Source organism: Kitasatospora sp. NPDC001683 (genome assembly GCF_053596495.1).
Genome location: NZ_JBSFGK010000128.1, coordinates 1 through 17,668, shown reverse-complemented (window position 1 = coordinate 17,668; position 17,668 = coordinate 1). Strand labels below are relative to the sequence as shown.

Sequence of the window (17,668 nt, the reverse complement as noted above, 5' to 3'; positions counted from 1 at the left end):
CGCCGCCGCGGGGCGCCTGGGGGGGGGCGGCCCGGGGCGGCCCCGGCGGGGGGGTTTGCCCCCCCGGCGCCCCGCCGGCCCCCCGCGCCCCCCGGGGGGGCCGGCGGCTGCCCCAGCTGGCCGACCAGCAGCGACAGGAAGATCCCGGCCGCGGCGAGCAGCAGCAGCCGGGCGGCCAGCGCGGTGCCGATCCGCTCGTCCAGACTGGCGCGCACCAGCGACAGGTCGAGGGCCTGCCCGATGCCGGTGCCGCGCTCGTACGGGCCGCGCAGCATCAGCACCGCGACGGTCGAGACCAGCAGCGCCGTCCAGCCGGTCATCAGCAGCCGCTGCACCGGCCGCCGGGCGGCGCCGGCCGGCCAGCAGATCAGCACGAAGGCGGCGACCCCGGCGAGCAGCGCGAAGGCCGCGTAGGCGACGGTGCGCCCGGTCCCGTAGAGGGCGGCGACCAGGGTGTCCGCCTTGGCGCCCTGCAGCGCGCTGGCCGACACCGAGGTGTCCGAGCGCGCGCCGATGGAGAAGGTGAACGCTCCGCCGACCGGGTGCGAGTCCTCCGAGACGGCCCGCCAGGCGACGGTGTACGTGCCATTGGCGAGCCCGCTGTTCAGCCCGACCCGGGCGGTGTCGCCCTTGCCGTCGGCGTGGGTCGGGTTGCCGGTGTCCACCGGCTTGCCGCGCGGGTCGAGCACCCGGACCGAGTCGCTGGACAGCGAGACCGTCTCGCTGAAGGTCAGGGTGACCGCCTGCGGGGCGGTGGCGACCACCGAGTTCTGCGCCGGGTCGGTGGAGTTCAGGGTGGCGTGCGCGGAGGCCGGGCCGGCGCCGGCGAGCATCAGCGCGAGCAGCGCGCCGAGCATCCCGAGCAGTCCGACGGCCCGGCGGTGGGAGGCGATGCGGCTGCGGGAGGCAATGCGGCGGTGGGCGGCCTTCTCCATGCTGGCGGGTCCCCTAACTCTGGCCTGGACGGTAGGTGAGCTCCTTGACCGGCACCTTGACGGAGATGGTGCCGGACTTGGCGAAGGTCAGGTCGAGCTCCAGCTCGTCGCCCAGGGCGGGGGCCTTCTGCCAATCCATGATCATCAGGTGGGTGCCGCCGCGGGCGAGCCGCAGCGTGCCGTGCGCGGGCACGTCCAGGCTGTCCACCTGCTCCATGGTCGACGCGGTCGAGCGGTGCATGGTGACCGACCCGGCCTCCGGGCTGCTCACCTTGACCAGCTCGTCCGGCCCGCCGTCGTTGCGGACGGTCAGGTAGCCGGCACCCATCCCGCCGGCCGGGGGCAGCGGGATGTAGGGGTCCGCCACGCTCAGCTTCGCCGGCCCGGCGGCGGCGCTGTCGCCGCTGCCGCCGTCGCCGCCGGTCCCGCAGGCGGCGAGTATCGCCCCGCCGCCGAGGACCGTCGCCAGCACCGCGCCGGCCAGGGCCGAGCGGCGGAAACGTCGGTTCACCGCCGTCGTCACGCCGCGACCCCCTTGGCGAGCAGCGGCAGGTCGTGCTCGTAGGTCTTCTCCTCGGTGCCGCTCATGTAGAGCACGTGGGCCTTGTCGTCCGAGGGGAGGAAGGCCAGTACCTGGGCGCCGTGGGTCGAGGTGACGGTGCCGTCCGGGTTGACCACCGGGTCCTCGATCATGATGCCGAGCGACCTGGCGGCGGTCTTCACCTTCGCGAGGTCGCCGGTGAGGCCTACGAAGTCGGTGCCCATCGAGTCCAGCCAGGTGCGCAGCACCTTGGGGGTGTCGCGCTGCGGGTCGGTGGAGACGAAGACGACGTTGATCTTCTTCCGGTCCTCCGGGGACAGCGCCTTCATCGCGACGCCGATGTCGCCCATGGTGGTCGGGCAGACGTCCGGGCAGCTGGTGTAGCCGAAGAACAGCAGGGTGGCCTTGCCGTTGGTCTGCTGCCGCAGGTCGTACGGCTGGCCGGAGGTGTCGGTCAGCTGGAGGTCGGGCTTCTCGAAGTTCTTGGCCAGCTTGGTGCCCTGGTACGGACTGTCGTCCTTCTGCTGGGTGACCTTGGCGGCGGCGGTCGAGCCGCCGCCGGAGGAGCCGCAGGCCGAGAGGGTGAGCGCGGCGGCCAGGGCGAGGGCGGCCGCGCCGGCCAGGCGGGTGGTGCGGGTGGTGCGGGTGGTGCGGGTGGTGCGGGGCATGGTGGATCCGATCGGGCGCGGGGGGACCACCGGCGGGGCCGTACCGGTCACGGGTACGGGTACGGCCCCGCCGGTGCGGGGGTCAGGAGGCGGAGCCGCCGCTCTTGCGGCGCAGGCCGAGCACGCCGACGGCGGTGCCGATCACGCCGACCACGATGCCGACCACGCCGAGGGTGCGGGCGGTGGTGTCGCTGGACTTGGCGTCGCCGTCGGAGGCGGCGGCGTGGTCGGAGCTGCCGCCGTGGGCGTCGGCGGTCGGCGAGGCGGAGGCGGTGACGCCGTGGCCGTCACCGGAGGCGGCCTTGGTGAGCTTCAGGGTCGGCGCCGGGTGGGCCGGCTCGGGCTGGCCGGCCTGGGCCTCGTCGATCCAGCGGACGACGTCGCCGTTGTCGTAGGTCTGCAACGCCTTGAAGACCATGCTGTCGGCGTCCGACGGCAGCGGGCCGAGCGACAGCCGGAACTCGCCGAACTGGCCGGGGGCGATCTTGGTGCCGGCGTCAGCCGTCCAGGTGATCTTGGAGACGGCCTCGTTGACGTCGCTGCCGTGCACCTTGATCGGCTTGTCGAGCTTGGACTTCTCGACGGTCGCCGTCCAGCCCGGCATCGGCAGGGTCCGCACCGAGGCCAGCGGGTGGTCCATCGGCAGGTTGACCTCCAGCTTCACCGTGCTCGCCGTGTCGCTCTCGTCCGGCACCTGGAAGTTGACGGTCGCGTAACCGCCCTGGGCGGCCGTGCCCGGGTTCACGGTGACGTGCGCGAAGGCCGGGCCGGCCAGTGCCACCACGGAGGCGGCGGCGGTCAGGACGACGGCGGCGGTACGGCGGGCGGGAAGGGAACGCATGATGGTGGGTCTCCGATCGGAGCTCGGCGGCCGACCGGACCGGGCGACGGGGGAACCGTGCCTCGGCGGCGCCGCACGTGCGGACGTGTGAGGGCAGAACCGGGGGCCGCCGTCGCCGTGGGCGGACGGGAACGGCCCGGACACCGCGCACCTCACCGGCTCGACCGGTACCACTCGTCGGGTACGGCGGGGCGCCGGATCAGTACGCGAAGGCCCCGCACGGCGGACCGCGCCGCACCACGCTGTGCCGCAGCACCGCACTCGCCGGCAGCCGGCCACCGCCGCCACCCGCACCGAACCGGCGGGCCGGACCGGCCACGCCGAACAGACCGCGCAGCAGCGCGGCCACCAGTACCAGCGCCGACCGCAGCGGCGCCGCCCAGTGCTCCCGGGCCGCCGACGCGGCCACCCGCACCAGCCGCCACAGCGCCGCCTCGCCGCGCCGCAGCCACCAGCCCGCCACCAGTGCGGCGGCCAGGTGCCCGGCCAGCATCGACGGCGTCATCCCCAGCACGCCGCCCTGCCACCACGGCGCGGCGGCGTACGCGTGCGGATCCAGGCCCGCCGAGGAGACCAGCTGCTCCGGGGAGGTGTTGCCGGGCAGGCCGATCAGCGTGCCCGGACGGGCCTCGTTGCAGATCAGCCGGTCGGCCGCCTGCGACATGGACATCGAGCCGTGGTCGCCGAGACCGTGGAACAGGCAGTGCAGTCCGAGCTGCCCCGCGCCGAGCGCCCCGGCGATGGCCGCCAGCGAACGCTCCCGCCCACCGCACGCCACCGCGAGCACCAGCAGCGCGGCGAAACCCGCCGCCAGCGCGGTCGGCGGCACGTTCCCGCCACCGGCCAGGGCGTGCCCGGCGGCCGCGATCAGCGTGCAGACCAGCGCGAACGGGACCGCCCGGGCAAGCCGCAGATCCCAGGCGGCGGCCCCCACCGGCCGAGCCGGTACAGGGGCGCCCTGGAACGGGGCGGCGGGGAGGGCAGTCATGGCCGGGCCATCATCTCATCGCGCACACCACGGACACGGGCCGGGTGGGAAATCCCTATGAATGCCCCGTTCGGCGGCGGCGTGCACCCCACCCCGTGCGCCCTTCGGCACAGACCCCGTCCCCAGTCCATCCGCCGAACGGGCGGTAGCCGCCCCCGGGCACGGTTCGCCGCCGATTCGCCCGGAGATACCTAGTTGTATGTGGAGCCGCAGCCAGGAGGGACCTCCCGTGGACATCTGGTGGACTCTGCACCTCAAGCGCGACCCGGCCAGCGTCCCGCTGGCCCGGCGCATCCTGCTCGGTGCCATGGCGACCGCGGGCGTCGACCCGCAGATCGCCGACGACCTCGGCGTCGCCCTCACCGAGGCCTGCGCCAACGCCGTCGAACACGGCGCCACCGGCCGGCCCGACGACGGCTTCCAGGTCACCGCCTCGATCAACGGCGACCGCCTGCGGATCGAGGTCACCGACTCCGGTCCCGGCCTGCCCGCCCCCAGCGCCCAGCCCGCCGCCCGCCGCCGGGCCACCCCAGCCCCGGTCGGCCACGCGCCCCGCCGCTCCCGCCGCGGCCGCGTCACCGTCCCGGCCCGCGTCCTCACCGGCCACCGCCCGCGCCGCGACGGCCACCCGTACGACACCCACGTCCTCCCCCGCCGCCCCCCGGCCCCCACCCTCCGCCCGGTCGACCTCGACACCCTCCCCGACCTCACCGCCGAATCCGGCCGGGGCCTCTTCCTCATCCACGCCCTCACCGACCACGTCCAGCTCCGCAACCACCCCCTCCGGGGGGCGATCGTCAGCTTCGACAAGATCCTCAAGTGGCAGGACGACGCGCTGCTGCGGGCGGCGTCGTAGGGGTTAGGCCTTGCTGCCGGCCCCGCCCCCCGGCGCCGACTCCCCGCCCGGTCGATCTCGACACCCTCCCGGACCTCACCGCCGGATCCGGCCGGGGTTCTCTTTCTCATCCACGCCCTCACCGACCACCTCCGGCTCCGCAACCACCCCCTCCGGGGGGCGATCGTCAGCTTCGACGAGGATCCTCGGGTGGCAGGCCGCGCGCGGCTTCGTAGGGCGGGGGGCGCCTCGCTGTGGCGGGAGGTCGTTGTGGGCGACCGGTTGAAGCGGGCTGAGTCCGCGCGGCGCGGCGACGGTGGACGGGTGACCGGTTGCGCCGGGAGGAGCGCCTGCTGACGCCCGGGTGTGGGTGGGGTCAGTCGGTGGTGGGGCGGCGGCGGGTGAGGAAGAGGAGGGTGGTGCCGAGGAGGAGGGCGGTGGCGCCGGCGATGGCGAGGGGGCGGGAGGCGGTGCCGGCGCCGGTGTCGGCGAGGCGGGTGGGGGCCGGGGTGTGGTTGGTGGGGGTGAGGGGGGCCGTGTAGGTGGCGGTGAGCTGGGGGCAGGTGTACTTCTTCGCCGGTGCGGAGCCGCTCGGGAGGACCTCGGACTTGGCGGTGAAGGTGAGCCGGTGGTCGCCGTGCGGGGCTCCGGCGGCGAGTCGCACCTGGAGGGTGAGCTTCTGGCCCTGGGGGAGCTGGTAGCTGCCGGTGTTGACGGCGGTGCCGGTGACGGTGAGGGGCTTCCAGAGGCCGGCTCCCGCGCGCAGCTCGAGCGGGAGGCTGCCGCCGTCGGCGTCGGCGAGGGCGACGGTGGTGGCGAGCTGCTTGACCGTCGTGGTGCTGGGGTTGGCGAAGGTGACGGCGAGTTCGCCCGGGGCGTCGCTGCTGCTGGTGACCGGGATCGGATCGGCGGTCGTGCCTTCCGGGCAGTCGCTGGAGGTGGCGGAGGAAGGGGAGGCCGGGGAGGAGGGGGAGGCGGCCGTCGGGGTGGCCGAGGGGGTCTCGGCAGGGGTGGCCGGCGTGGCGGACGGCGTCCCGGTGGGCGCGGCGGGCGTGGTGGCCGGGGTGTCGGCGGCGAGTGCGGGGACCGTGGCGAGGGCGACCGGACCGATGGTGAGCACGAGCAGGGTGCAGGCGGCGGGAAGGCGGGCGGGACGCATCGGTGGGCTCCAGCGGTGGGGTCGGGGTTCGCTCTCCGGGGAAGACCACCGAGGGGCCCGAACGGTTGTCCGCGCCCCTCGGTTCATCTGGCGGAAGGTCAGCCGTGCGTGCCCGCCTTGCGGCGGCGCAGGACGAACAGGGTGCCGGCGCCGGCCGCCAGCACCACCGCGCCGCCGAGGGCGATCGGCAGGGTGTCGGAGGAGGCACCGGTCTCGGCCAGGTGCGGGCCCGCTGACGGGGAAGCGGAGACCGCGGCGGCGGGGACGGCGGCGGGGACGGCGGCGGGGGTGGTGGCGCCACCGGCCTCGGCGACGTGGAACTCGCCCAGGTAGTCGGCGAGGAACTGCGTGCAGGCCTGCGGCTGGTTGTTGGCCGGGGTGGGGACCTTGTCGTTGTCGAAGGCGTCCGAGGCGGCTTCGTAGTTCGCGCCGTAGCGACCGGCCGGGGCCTTGGCGGTGGCGGCGATCCGGACCTTGTAGGTGAGTTTCTCGCCCTTGGCCAGCTTGAAGTCAGGCACCCGGAAGATCCGGTCGTTGAGCTGCCCGGGCTTCCAGCCGTCACCGGTGTTCAGCTGGACGTCAAGGAACCCGGTGTTCCAATCGACCGGGCGGCCACCGTCGAAGTCGAACTCGTCGGTGACGTAGAAGGAGTTGTGGACGACGGGCAGGTCGACGCCACTATTGTTCTCCCAGGTCAGGGTGACTTCGGCGGCCGGGCCGCCCTTGATCAGGGTGGTCCCGTACAGGCCGGTGCCGGTGACCTTGAGCAGGGAGCTCTGGTAGACGCCGCCGTGGCACCGGTTGTCGATGGTCGGCTTCGGTATCGGCTTGATGGTGGGCGCGGTGGGGGCCGGGGTGCCAGGCGCGGTTGCGGTGGTGCTTGGGGCGGCGGTCGTGGGGGCGCTCGGGGCGGCGGTCGCGGTGCCGGTGGGGGTCGGGGAGCCGGTGATCCCGACGGCACCGGCGGTGGCCGCGCCGACCGTGGCGCCGAGGGCGAGCGCCACCAGGGTGGAGGCGGCGATAAAGCGGGAAGAGCGCACGCTAAAAGCTCCATCTTCGGGTGAAATGTGGTTGATTTCGGGCGACTTGGGGCTTCGGGAAGGCCGCTGGCGCCGGTACGCACGCATACCCTACGGGGGTGTGATGGTCAGATTTCGAGAGGGGAGCGGGTCCGCGGTGCGGCGGCCCCGGTTGCCGGGGGCGCGGGGTGGCCGGACGATGGGGTGCATGATGCACCAGATGCGAGCCGAGTACGGCGCCGGTGGGGAGGCCGGCGGGGTGCGGTTGTGGCACATGGTCCGGGGCACGCAGAGCGTGGCGATGTGCGGCCGGGAGCTCGATCCGGGGGCACCCGTGCGGGAGACGGTGGACTGGGGGAAGACCCCGGAGCTGTGCTGCCACACCTGTGGGGCCTACTTCCTGCGCGAGACGCCGTACCTGTCGGCCGAGCACCAGTGAGCAGCCGGGCGCTACCGTGCTCGATATGGAGGAACCTCTCGTCCAGCCACGGTCGTTGATCCGCGAGGCGGCCGCACTGCGGGCCGGTGCGCCCGGTCTGTCCGAGCACGTCGACCGTTTCTGTGCGCGGGTCGAGCGGGTGGATCCGCTGCTCCACGCCTTCGTGGCGGAGCCCGGGCGGCACGACCGACTGCGGGCGCGGGCAAGGGAGTTGGCCGTGCGGTACCCGGAGCCGACCGGGCGGCCGCCGCTGTACGGGGTGGCGGTGGGGGTCAAGGACATCGTGCACGTGGACGGGCTGCCCACGCACGCCGGCTCCGCCCTGCCGCCGGGCGTGCTGGCGGGGCCGCAGGCCGTGGTGGTGGACCGGTTGCTGGCGGCGGGGGCGCTGGTCGGGGGCAAGACGGTGACCGCCGAGTTCGCGGCGAGCGCCCCGGGCCCGACCCGCAATCCGCACCATCCGGGGCACACCCCGGGCGGTTCCAGCAGCGGTTCGGCGGCGGCGGTCGCGGCGGGGCTGGTGCCGCTCGCGATCGGCACCCAGACGGTCGGTTCGGTGATCCGGCCGGCCGCGTACTGCGGGGTGGTGGGCTTCCGGCCGACGTACGGGCGGATCCCGGTCTCGGGGGTGATCCCGAACGCACCGAGCTTGGACACCCTGGGGGTGTTCACCGCCGACCTGGCGGGTGCGGTGCTGGCGGCCTCGCTGCTCTGTGACGACTGGCGGGGCGTGGGCGAGGGCGTGGATGCGGGGGCCGACCCGGAACCGGTGCTCGGGGTGCCGGAAGGACCGTACCTGGAGCGGGCCGAACCGCTCGCGCTGCGCGCCTTCGAGGAGCGGCTCGTACGGTTCGAGCGGGCCGGGCTGACGGTGCGCAGGGTGCCGCTGTTCCCCGACTTCGCCGAGGTCACCCGGCAGTTGCAGACCGTCAACCGGTTCGAGCTGGCCCGCAGTCACGCCGACTGGTTCGCCCGGTTCGGCGGTCTGTACCGGCCGGAGACGGTGGCGAGCATCCGGGCCGGGCAGGGGGTCGCGGCGGAGGACCGCGCGGCCGCGCTGGGGTTCCGGGAGCGGCTGGGCGAGTGGGTGGCCGGGGCGGCGGCCGCGGCCGGGGTGGACCTTTGGCTGGCGCCGTCCGCGCCGGGCGGGGCGCCGGAGGGGCTGCACAGCACCGGGGACGCGGTGATGTCGCTGCCCTGGAGCTACCTCGGCCTGCCCGCGCTGAGCCTGCCGGCCGGGCGCACCCCGGACGGGCTGCCGCTCGGTCTCCAGGTGGTCGGCACGGCGGGCGGGGACGAGCGGCTGCTGGCCCAAGCGGCCGTGCTGGAGCGGGTGTCGGGCCCGGATGTGCCCTAGCTGCCCTATCGGTCAGGCGAGCAGTTGGGCCTGGTGGTGCCCCGGGGGCTCGGCCACCGCAGGGTCGTCGGGGAACCGGCCGTCGTTGATCAGGTGATCGGATTCGTTTCCGCAGGACTGGGGGCACTGCCGCATGAAGCTCGTCGAACTGCACGCACAGGCCATGGGACTGGCCGTCGAGGTGGTGGACGGGGTCCGGCCGGACCAGCTGGACCGGCCCACCCCGTGCGCCGGGTGGACGCTGCGCCGGCTGCTGGAGCACTGCGTCGGCCAGCACCAGGGTTTCGCCGCGGCCGCCCGCGGCGCCGGGCCGGACCTGGCGCTGTTCGCGGACGCCCCGCTCGGCGCGGACCCGGCGGAGGACTTCCGCCGCACCGGCGCCGAACTCACTGCGGCCTTCCGCGAGGCGGCCGTCACCGGCCGGGCGCTCTGGCTGCCCGAGGTCCGCGACGGCGGGCCCTTCCCGCTCGCCCAGGCGGTCGGTTTCCACCTGGTGGACGCCCTGGTGCACGCGTGGGACGTCGCCGCCGCGCTCGGCGGCACGGACCGGCTGGTCGCCGTGGTGGAGGGCGACGACGCCCTGGCCACCGCGCTGCTGGCGGTGACCGAGGCCGTCCCGGACACGCCGGAGGCCCGGGCGCCAGGGCGGGCCTTCCGTCCGGGCCTCGAACCCGCCGGCGGCGCCGGCCGGTTCGACCGCGCCCTGGCGCTGCTCGGCCGGGACCCGGCCTGGAAGGCCTGAACCCGGGGGCCTGAACCCGGGGGCGTGCGCCGGGCCCGAGCCGGAAGACCCGAAACTACCGGTCGCCGGAAGGCCCGGGCTGCCGGTCGCGCCGCTCGTCCTGGAAGCGCGGTCCGCCGATCAGGAACAGCAGCGCGGCGGTCGGAAAACCGAGCGAGGCGCCGAGCACCACGATGAACTGCCAGAACGTCGTCATCATCCGCTCCTCGTCAGCACCGGGCCGCTCGGACACCCGAAGGTGATCCCGAACCTGGCCGGTCCTGATTGGCCGAATCGTCCAGTCGCTATCCGACGGTATGGCCGAATCGACCGCGCTGCCACCGGACACCGGGCCCCGGCCGGCGGCACACCGGCGCACGGGTCTGGGCGCGGGCCGGGGGCGACGGCCACACTGTCGGGATGCAGCTACAGCTCGCAGGGGAAGCGCGGCGGCCCGACCGCGAGAGCGAGGACTTCGCGGCGGCCTCGCCGGAGGCACTGGTCCTGCTGGACGGCGCCAGCTCGCCGGCCGGCCTGGAGTCCGGGTGCCGGCACGGAACGGCCTGGTACGTCCGCCGGTTGGGGGTGCACCTGCTCGCCCGGCTCACCGACCGGGCGGACCGTTCGATCGCCGAGTGCCTGGCCGACGCCATCGTGGAGACGGCCGCGCTGCACGGCGGCCGCTGCGACCTCGGCCACGCCAACACGCCCGCGGCGATGGTGGTCGCGGCCCGGCGGCACGGGAAGTCGCTGGAGTACCTGGCGCTCGGCGACTCGTTGCTGGTGCTGGAGTACAAGGACGGGCCGCCCAAGGTGATCGGGGACAACCAGCGCTTCCCAGGCGGGGAGGGGCTGCGCCGCCAGGTCTGGGCGACCGTCCCCGGCTCGGCCGAGCGGGCCGCGCTGCACCTCGAGTACGCGCTGGCGGTGCGCGCCGCCCGCAACCGCGGCACCGGCCCGTGGATCGCCGCCGCCAACCCGCGGGCGGCCGAGCACGCCGAGACCGGTTTCGTCCCGCTGGACCGGCTGCACGCGCTGGCCGCCCTGACCGACGGCGCCTCGCGCTACACCGAGCGCTTCGGGCTGGGCAGTTGGGGTGACGTGCTGCGGCTGCTCGCCGAGTCCGGTCCGGGCGAGCTGATCGCCCAGGTCCGCGAGGTGGAGCGGGCGGACGCCGGCTGCGAACGCTGGCCGCGCGGCAAGACCCACGACGACGCCTCCGCCGTCTACGCGTTGCTGTAGGCGGCGGAGGCGTCGGACGCCGGTCGGGCCATGGTCGCAGGGCCTGGCCGTAGCCGCTGTGCGGGCAGGTGCCGACGATGCACCGGTCCGGCAGGAAGCGCCCGTCGGTGCTCCGCGGCGGACGGAAGGCGGGCAAGCGTGAAAAGCGGGCAAGCGTAAAAATCTGTGGCTCTTCGCGGCAACCTTTTCGTCCTCCGCGGTCACTCAGTGGTGTCCGGCCAAGTGGTTCGGTCAGATGCGACGGCTGAAAGAGAGCACAGACGTGTCCCTTGAACGAGAGCACAGAGACGTCCCTCGCCAACCCCACGTCGTCAGTGGCGTCGCACGGGCGGGCGGCCACGGGCGCGGAGCCCGTCCGTCGCATCGCGCCCGTCGGCTGTACCAGCGCCGGGGTTTCTGGGCGACTGTCGGCCTGGCGGTCGTGGGCGCATCCGTGGCCGTGGTCAACACGGCCTCGGCGGGCACTGTGGCCGTGGACACGAGCCCCTGGTACCTGCTGGTCAACCGCAGCACCGGCCAGGTGCTGGACGACTACGGCTACGGCGCGTACGACGGCGCTTCGGTGGTGCAGTGGAGCCGCACCGGCGGGGCGAACCAGCAGTGGAAGTTCATCGACGCGGGTGACGGGAACTACCGGCTGCAGAACCGGTACTCCGGCAAGGTGCTGGACGACTACGGCTGGTCGAAGACCGAAGGCTCCCAGGTGAGGCAGTGGAGTGACCTGAACGGCGCCAACCAGCAGTTCCACCTGGAGAAGTCGTCGGACGGCTACGTGCGTCTGATCAACCGCTTCAACGGCAAGGCCGTCGAGGTCCCGCTCGGCTCCAAGACCGACGGGGGCCAGATCGCCCAGTACCACGACTGGAACGGCGCCAACCAGCAGTGGCAGCTCGTCCCGGCCGGCAGTACCAGCGGCACCGGGAACACGGGGGGCTCCGGCAGCAGCGCCACGCCCACCAAACCTGCCACGCCGGGCGGCAGCGCTCCGACGAGCCAGGCCCCGAGCGGTGACCACCCGACGTCGGCGCCGCCGGCGCCGGGCGGCGGCGGCAACAACTCGGCGAAGAGCTTCATGGGCAGCAACACGGTGCTCATCGGCGGCTCGATGTCCGACGCCTCGGCGAGCGCCGCGCCGTTCGACGTGCAGTACGCCTACGTGCACAGCCAGCCCGCGCCCTCCTCGGACTACTACACGGCGGCCCGCTGCCAGGACGGGTGGTCGGGTTGGTGGGGCTGCTGGACCGGCAGCACCACGGCGCCCGGCACGTACGTGACCTACAAGGACGCCAATGCGGCTCATGCGACCTACCAGGGCAAGTCGCGCCCGCAGAAGCAGCTCTGGACCTGGTACTCGCTGCGCGACCTCGGCGACGCGGCGGGCCAGGGCGACGGTCCGGGCGAGGTCCAGGCCATCAACAGGGCCGACCTGCTCACCCGCTACCTGAACGACTACCGCTTCTTCCTCCAGAAGATCGGCACCTCGCACGACATGATCGACCTGGAGCCCGACTTCTGGGGCTACGTCCGCTCGCTCGGCAACCCGCACCAGGTCGCCGCACAGGTCAAGGCCGCGAACCCCACGGACTGCGGCTCGCAGGAGAACAGCGCCTCCGGCCTGGCCCAGTGCCTGATCGCGATGGGGCACAAGTACGCGCCGAACGCCGGCGTGGGAATGCACCTGTCCTGCTTCGACTGGCAGCAGAACACCCCGCAGTGCGTCAAGGACTACGCGGACCTCGGGGCATCGAGCGCCGACTTCCTGGTCACCGACGTGACGGACCGCGACGCCGGCTGGTACGCGCTGCCCGCCCACGGCAGCCGTGACACCTTCTGGAACGACCAGAAGGGCTTTGCCGCGCTCGGCTTCTACAAGACGATGGCCGAGTCCGTGGGCAAGCCGGTGGTCCTGTGGCAGGTCCCCCTGGGCAACATGGCGCAGAACAACACGCCCAACCACTACAAGGACGACAAGGTCGACTGGTTCTTCTCCCACCTGGACCAGGTGGCGAACGCACACGTCGGCGGCATCCTGTTCGGCGCCGGCTGGACGGAACAGACCACGCCCGAGACCGACGGCGGAAACCTGATCAACAAGACGATCGCCTACCGCAACTCGGGCGGCACGCCGCTCAAGTAGGCGAACACACGACTGTGGCCCCACCTCGGTGGGGCCACAGTCGTTCTCCTGGCCGGGCTGCGGACTTCTCGGCCGGCGTCGGCCAGGAGCGGGCGCGGCCCGGGCGGTGGTGGGGTCAGCGGGCGGGGAAGGCGGGGAAGGCGCAGCTGGGGGCCGTGCCCGGGCCGTTGCTGGTGGTCACGGTGACGCCGGGGCCGGACGGGTGGAGGTCGGTGTCGGTGGCGGTGATGCGGGCGTTGGCGGCGGTCGCCGTGGTGACGTCGAGGTCGAGGTGTGCCAGGGTCAGTTCGAGCGGGTGGGCCTTGTCCAGCCCGGCGATGGTGGACTTGGCGCCGCTGGGGGAGTGGGTGGCGGTGACGCCGTCGACGGTGATGCCGGTGAACCAGGGGGCGTTGGAGCCGCTGCCGGCGGAGTAGTGGGTGTCGAGGACGAGCGGGGCTCGGACGGCGTCGAGGCAGGTGTTCAGGTAGGTGACGCCGGTGACCCTGCCGCCGTTGGCGGGGGAGCTCTTGATCCGGATGCCGGTGCTGGAGCCGCTGGTGTTGCCGAGGGCGTCGGTGCCGGTGAGGGTGTTGTCGCGGAAGAGGACGTTGGTCACGCCGCTGGTGGTCTCGCTGCCGATGGAGATGCCGTGGGTCCCGTAGAAGTGGTTGTTCGACACGGTGATGTTGCTGCTGGGCTTGTTGCCGGCCTTGATGGCGATGCCGTCGTCACCGTCCATGATGAAGGAGTCGGTGATGGTGACGTTGGTGGCGCCGGCCGGGTCGATGCCGTCGGTGTTGCGGGCGGTGGCGGGGGTCTTGATCCGGACGCCCCAGGCGGTGAATCCGTTGCCGCCGTTGTAGACGACGTGGAAGTTGGGGGAGTTCAGCAGGTCGACGTGGTAGAGGGTGAAGTTGTCGGAGTCGTCGGCCTGGATCAGGCGGGGGTTGTTCTGGGTGGAGCCGGCCTTCTGGGCGTCGGTGGCGAGCTGCCACCAGCTGGTGGCGGTGCCGAGGACGGTCTGGTCGCCGCGGCCGTCGATGCGGCCCTGGCTGCCGTCGGCGGCGCGGGCGGCCTCGATGCCGGCGTTGACTCCGGCGACGCTGATCAGCGGCTTGCAGCCGCCGCCGGAGGAGGCGAGGGTGCCGCAGCGCGGCTTGCCGCTGATCTGGTAGTCGGCGGGGTTGCGTGAGCCGTAGAGGGTGACACCGCTGTCCAGCAGCAGGACTTCGCCTTGGTGGACGGTCAGCGGTCCGGTGAGGAAGGCGTTGTGGCTGGAGTCCGTGGCCTGCAGGCGGACGGCCACGGTCTGCTGTCCGGTCTGGGCGCAGGCATCGAGGGCATGCTGGATGCGGATCGTGTCCGGTGGGGTGGTTTCGCTGCCCTGGTCGGTGGTGCGGGTGGGCATGGTCCGGGCGGCGGGAACGGTGGCACAGACGGTGGTGGGCAGTGCGGGCTCGGTGACATGGCGGGTGTCGCCGGTCGCTGTTCCGGCTGGCACGGTCGTTCCGGTGCCATGTGAGGCCGCGACCGGGTTCCAGCCGTCGGTGCCCGCGAGGTACGCGGTGGCGGTGTACTCGCCGGCCTGGGCCGCCGGCAGTTGTGGGCTGTCGGCGCCGGTGGCGGCGCCCGGTCCGGTGTTGCCGTACGAGGTGAGGCGGGCCGAGTGCCAGGAGAAGCCGCTCATGTCGGTCCACGGGGTGACGCTCTTGATCGCGGCCGGCAGCGCCGTGTTGCGGACGACGACCTGGGCACTGGCGGTGGCGGTGGGATGCCAGGGCCGGCCGAGGTAGTAGGTGCCGTCCTTCGCGGTGGAGCGGACGGTGCTGTCGGTGATCAGGAGGCCGTACTTGTGCGCGGTCTCCGTGTCGGCGGCGGTGAGGAAGCCGTTGAGGCCGTCGGCGGGGGCGCCGTCGTCGTCGGCCTGAATGGTGGCGTGGTCGAGGACGGCGGTGGCGTTGCCGAAGATCATGTCGACGTCGCCCTCGACGTAGTCGTCGGTGAAGTACTGGCGGGTCTGCGCGGTGGCGTTGGGGGACCAGGCGAGCAGGGTGTCCTGGCGGCCGATGATGCGGTCGTTGCGGAAGACCTGGCGGTCGCCCTCGGCCGCCACGGCGACGGCCTGGGTCGCGCTGCCGGGGTGAGCCGCGGCCCGGTCGAAGGCGTTCTCGACGGTCAGGTTCTCCACGGTCAGTCCGGTGGCGGCGAAGGTGGCCGTGGCGCTGCCCTCGGTGCCGAGTCGGCCGCCGCCGGACTTGGGCGTGCCGGCGGAGTTGCCGTAGCTGATGACGACGTCGGCGGGGTTCCCGGTGGCGCCCGTGATGGTCAGCCCGTCCTTGCCGGCCGGCACCCGCACCACCTCGCGGTAGGTGCCCTTGGCGATTCGGATCCGGTCGCCCGGCCGCGCGGCGTCCACCGCCGACTGCACGGTTCGGTACCGGCCGCTGCCGTCGGAGGCCACGGTCAGCGTGTGGGCCTTCGGGGTCAGGGCGGCCTGGGCGATCAGGGGGACGGTGGCGCCCATGACGGCGAGGACTCCGGCGGTGGCGAGCACGCGACGGGTCGCCGGGCGTCGGCGGTGTGTGCGTCGGTCGAGATCTGGCAACGGTCCGTCCTTCTGGAGCGGCGGCCCGCGGACGCGGGCCGGATTCTCCATCAGTTGCCGCCGTGAGACGGAAGGTTGCCGCGCGGGAAACGTGTGTTCCTTTCAGCCGGTCGCGCCGCTTCCGGGGGCACTTCTCCCCGACGGGATGAGGGCCGCGCCCACCCGCTCGACAGGAAATTCCTCTTCCAGAACGGCAACCTTCCGGGACACGGCGGCAACTGACGGGTAACCGGGGCCGAGACAGCGGCCCACCGCGCCAGGAGGCAAGCCTTTGCCAGATCAGAACCGCTCTCATCGCCGCCGTCCGACAACCCGCCGCGTGCTCGCCGCCGCCGCGGTTCTCGCCGCCGTGGGTGCTGCCGTACCTCTGGTCGCCCAGGCCGCTCACACGCCGAAGGCCCGCACGCTGGCCGGTGCAGCGACCGGCAGCGGCCGCTACTTCGGCACGGCAGTGTCCTCGGGCAGGCTCGGCGACTCGGGGTACTCCACCATCCTCGACCGGGAATTCAACATGATCACCCCGGAGAACGAGATGAAGTGGGACACCACCGAACCCTCCCGCGGGTCGTTCAACTTCGGCCCCGCCGACTCGATCGTCGGCCACGCCGGCGCGCACGGTCAGCGCATGCGGGGTCACACCCTCGTCTGGCACTCCCAACTGCCGTCCTGGGCCCGCTCCATCACCGACGCCAACACCCTGCGCAGCGTGATGGACAACCACATCACCACCGAGATGACGCACTACAGGGGCAAGATCTACGCCTGGGACGTGGTCAACGAGGCCTTCGCCGACGACGGCAGCGGCCGGCACCGCAGTTCGGTGTTCCAGGACGTGCTGGGCAACGGCTTCATCGAGGAGGCCTTCCGCACCGCCCGCACCGCCGACCCCGCTGCCAAGCTCTGCTACAACGACTACAACATCGAGAACTGGTCCGACGCCAAGACCCAGGGCGTCTACGGCATGGTCAAGGACTTCAAGTCCCGCGGCGTGCCCATCGACTGCGTCGGCTTCCAGAGCCACTTCGGCACCGGCGGCCCCCCGGCCAGCTTCCAGAACACCCTGTCGAACTTCGCCGCGCTCGGCGTGGACGTCCAGATCACCGAACTCGACATCGCCCAAGCCTCCACCACCGCGTACACCAACGCCGTCCAGGACTGCCTCAACGTCGCCCGCTGCACGGGCATCACGGTGTGGGGCATCCGCGACAGCGACTCCTGGCGCGGCGGCGAGAACCCGCTCCTGTTCGACAGCAACGGCAACAACAAGCCCGCCTACGGCTCGGTGCTCACCACCCTGGGCGGCACCAGCGGCGGCAGCGGCGGCACGCCGGGCGGGGGCATCACCGCCGGCACCGTCTACACGCTCTCCGCCGTCGGCGCCGCCGGACGCGTCCTCGACGAGTACGCGGGACAGAACGGCAACGGCACCCCCGTCCAGGTGTGGGACGCGAGCAATGCCGCCAACCAGCAGTGGCGGGCCGACCGGAACGGCGACGGCTCCTACACCCTCACCAACGTCGCCAGCGGCCGGGTCCTGGAGGAGCCGGGCAACCAGACGGGCAACGGAACGAGGATGCAGGTCTGGGACGCCACCGGCGCCGCCAACCAGCACTGGCGCGCCGACCGGAACGGCGACGGCTCCTACACCCTCACCAACGTCGCCAGCGGCCGGGCCCTGGAGACCCCCGGCAACCAGACCGCCAACGGCACCACCGTCCAGATCTGGGACTCCTGGGGCGCCCCCAACCAGCACTGGAACTTCAGCCCGCCCGCGCCGACGACGGGCGGCAAATGTGCCCTGCCGTCGACGTACCACTGGTCGTCGACGGGCGCGCTGGCGCAGCCGGCGAACGGCTGGGCCGCGGTGAAGGACTTCACCGACGTGGTCTACAACGGCAAGCACCTGGTGTACGCGTCGAACGTGAACGGCTCCTCGTACGGCTCGATGATGTTCAGCCCCTTCACGAACTGGTCGGACATGGCCTCGGCCCCCCAGACCGGGATGGGCCAGTCCGCGGTGGCGCCCACGCTGTTCTACTTCGCGCCCAAGAACATCTGGGTGCTGGCCTACCAGTGGGGCCAGTGGCCGTTCGTCTACCGCACCTCGAGCGACCCCACCAACCCCAACGGCTGGTCCGCGCCGCAGCCGTTGTTCACCGGCGGCATCCCCGGCGCCGCGCCGATCGACCAGACCCTGAT

16 protein-coding genes are annotated in these 17,668 nt (G+C 73.1%); 7 read left to right on the top strand and 9 right to left on the bottom strand.

The window, feature by feature from the left end:
- From ACWCYO_RS36905 to ACWCYO_RS36885, 5 genes are all read right to left on the bottom strand, one after another.
- Positions 1-935 (bottom strand): copper resistance CopC family protein (locus ACWCYO_RS36905; protein WP_449786666.1); only part of this gene is annotated, 935 nt, incomplete at its 3' end.
- 13 nt (positions 936-948) lie between these two features.
- Positions 949-1,458, bottom strand: a complete 510-nt coding sequence (locus ACWCYO_RS36900; RefSeq protein ID WP_449786665.1) for a copper chaperone PCu(A)C — start codon at positions 1,456-1,458, stop codon at positions 949-951.
- Positions 1,455-2,144 (bottom strand): SCO family protein, encoded by a 690-nt coding sequence (locus tag ACWCYO_RS36895; protein ID WP_449786664.1) that lies wholly within the window; start codon positions 2,142-2,144, stop codon positions 1,455-1,457. Before ACWCYO_RS36895 ends, ACWCYO_RS36900 begins: the two co-directional genes overlap by 4 nt.
- An 82-nt stretch (positions 2,145-2,226) precedes the next feature.
- Positions 2,227-2,985, bottom strand: a complete 759-nt coding sequence (locus ACWCYO_RS36890; protein WP_270145430.1) for a YcnI family copper-binding membrane protein — start codon at positions 2,983-2,985, stop codon at positions 2,227-2,229.
- Between the two features lie 199 nt (positions 2,986-3,184).
- Entirely contained in the window at positions 3,185-3,973 is a 789-nt protein-coding gene (locus ACWCYO_RS36885) for a hypothetical protein (RefSeq protein ID WP_449786663.1), read from the bottom strand.
- A gap of 229 nt (positions 3,974-4,202) precedes the next feature.
- Here ACWCYO_RS36885 and ACWCYO_RS36880 point away from each other — a divergent pair, with 229 nt between their 5' ends.
- A complete protein-coding gene (locus ACWCYO_RS36880; protein ID WP_449786662.1) occupies positions 4,203-4,829 on the top strand; it encodes an ATP-binding protein in 627 nt (208 codons plus the stop codon).
- A gap of 355 nt (positions 4,830-5,184) precedes the next feature.
- On the opposite strand, the gene ACWCYO_RS36875 is transcribed toward ACWCYO_RS36880, so the two are convergent.
- Positions 5,185-5,967: an LPXTG cell wall anchor domain-containing protein gene (locus ACWCYO_RS36875; RefSeq protein WP_449786661.1), complete on the bottom strand. Its 783-nt coding sequence runs from the start codon at positions 5,965-5,967 to the stop codon at positions 5,185-5,187.
- A gap of 98 nt (positions 5,968-6,065) precedes the next feature.
- Positions 6,066-7,007 carry an LAETG motif-containing sortase-dependent surface protein gene (locus ACWCYO_RS36870; RefSeq protein ID WP_449786660.1) on the bottom strand — a complete coding sequence of 314 codons (942 nt, stop codon included), beginning with the start codon at positions 7,005-7,007 and terminating at the stop codon, positions 6,066-6,068.
- 187 nt (positions 7,008-7,194) lie between these two features.
- Here ACWCYO_RS36870 and ACWCYO_RS36865 point away from each other — a divergent pair, with 187 nt between their 5' ends.
- The 3 genes from ACWCYO_RS36865 (at position 7,195) to ACWCYO_RS36855 (ending at position 9,524) form a co-directional block, all read left to right on the top strand.
- Positions 7,195-7,425: a hypothetical protein gene (locus tag ACWCYO_RS36865; protein ID WP_270145420.1), complete on the top strand. Its 231-nt coding sequence runs from the start codon at positions 7,195-7,197 to the stop codon at positions 7,423-7,425.
- Between the two features lie 25 nt (positions 7,426-7,450).
- Positions 7,451-8,782, top strand: a complete 1,332-nt coding sequence (locus ACWCYO_RS36860; RefSeq protein ID WP_449786659.1) for an amidase — start codon at positions 7,451-7,453, stop codon at positions 8,780-8,782.
- 133 nt (positions 8,783-8,915) lie between these two features.
- Positions 8,916-9,524 carry a TIGR03086 family metal-binding protein gene (locus ACWCYO_RS36855; protein WP_270145415.1) on the top strand — a complete coding sequence of 203 codons (609 nt, stop codon included), beginning with the start codon at positions 8,916-8,918 and terminating at the stop codon, positions 9,522-9,524.
- Positions 9,525-9,579: 55 nt separating this feature from the next.
- On the opposite strand, the gene ACWCYO_RS36850 is transcribed toward ACWCYO_RS36855, so the two are convergent.
- Positions 9,580-9,756, bottom strand: coding sequence for a hypothetical protein (locus ACWCYO_RS36850; RefSeq protein WP_270145413.1), 177 nt, complete (start codon positions 9,754-9,756; stop codon positions 9,580-9,582).
- Positions 9,757-9,923: 167 nt separating this feature from the next.
- On the opposite strand from ACWCYO_RS36850, the gene ACWCYO_RS36845 reads away from it, so the two are divergent.
- On the top strand, positions 9,924-10,745 hold the full coding sequence (locus ACWCYO_RS36845; RefSeq protein WP_449786658.1) for an integrase: 822 nt from the start codon (positions 9,924-9,926) through the stop codon (positions 10,743-10,745).
- 421 nt (positions 10,746-11,166) lie between these two features.
- Positions 11,167-12,882 carry an RICIN domain-containing protein gene (locus ACWCYO_RS36840; RefSeq protein WP_449786657.1) on the top strand — a complete coding sequence of 572 codons (1,716 nt, stop codon included), beginning with the start codon at positions 11,167-11,169 and terminating at the stop codon, positions 12,880-12,882.
- A 115-nt stretch (positions 12,883-12,997) separates the two neighbouring features.
- Here the strand turns inward: ACWCYO_RS36840 and ACWCYO_RS36835 are convergent, their stop codons facing one another.
- Positions 12,998-15,469: a pectinesterase family protein gene (locus ACWCYO_RS36835; protein ID WP_449786656.1), complete on the bottom strand. Its 2,472-nt coding sequence runs from the start codon at positions 15,467-15,469 to the stop codon at positions 12,998-13,000.
- A gap of 319 nt (positions 15,470-15,788) precedes the next feature.
- On the opposite strand from ACWCYO_RS36835, the gene ACWCYO_RS36830 reads away from it, so the two are divergent.
- Positions 15,789-17,668 (top strand): non-reducing end alpha-L-arabinofuranosidase family hydrolase (locus ACWCYO_RS36830; protein WP_449786655.1); only part of this gene is annotated, 1,880 nt, incomplete at its 3' end.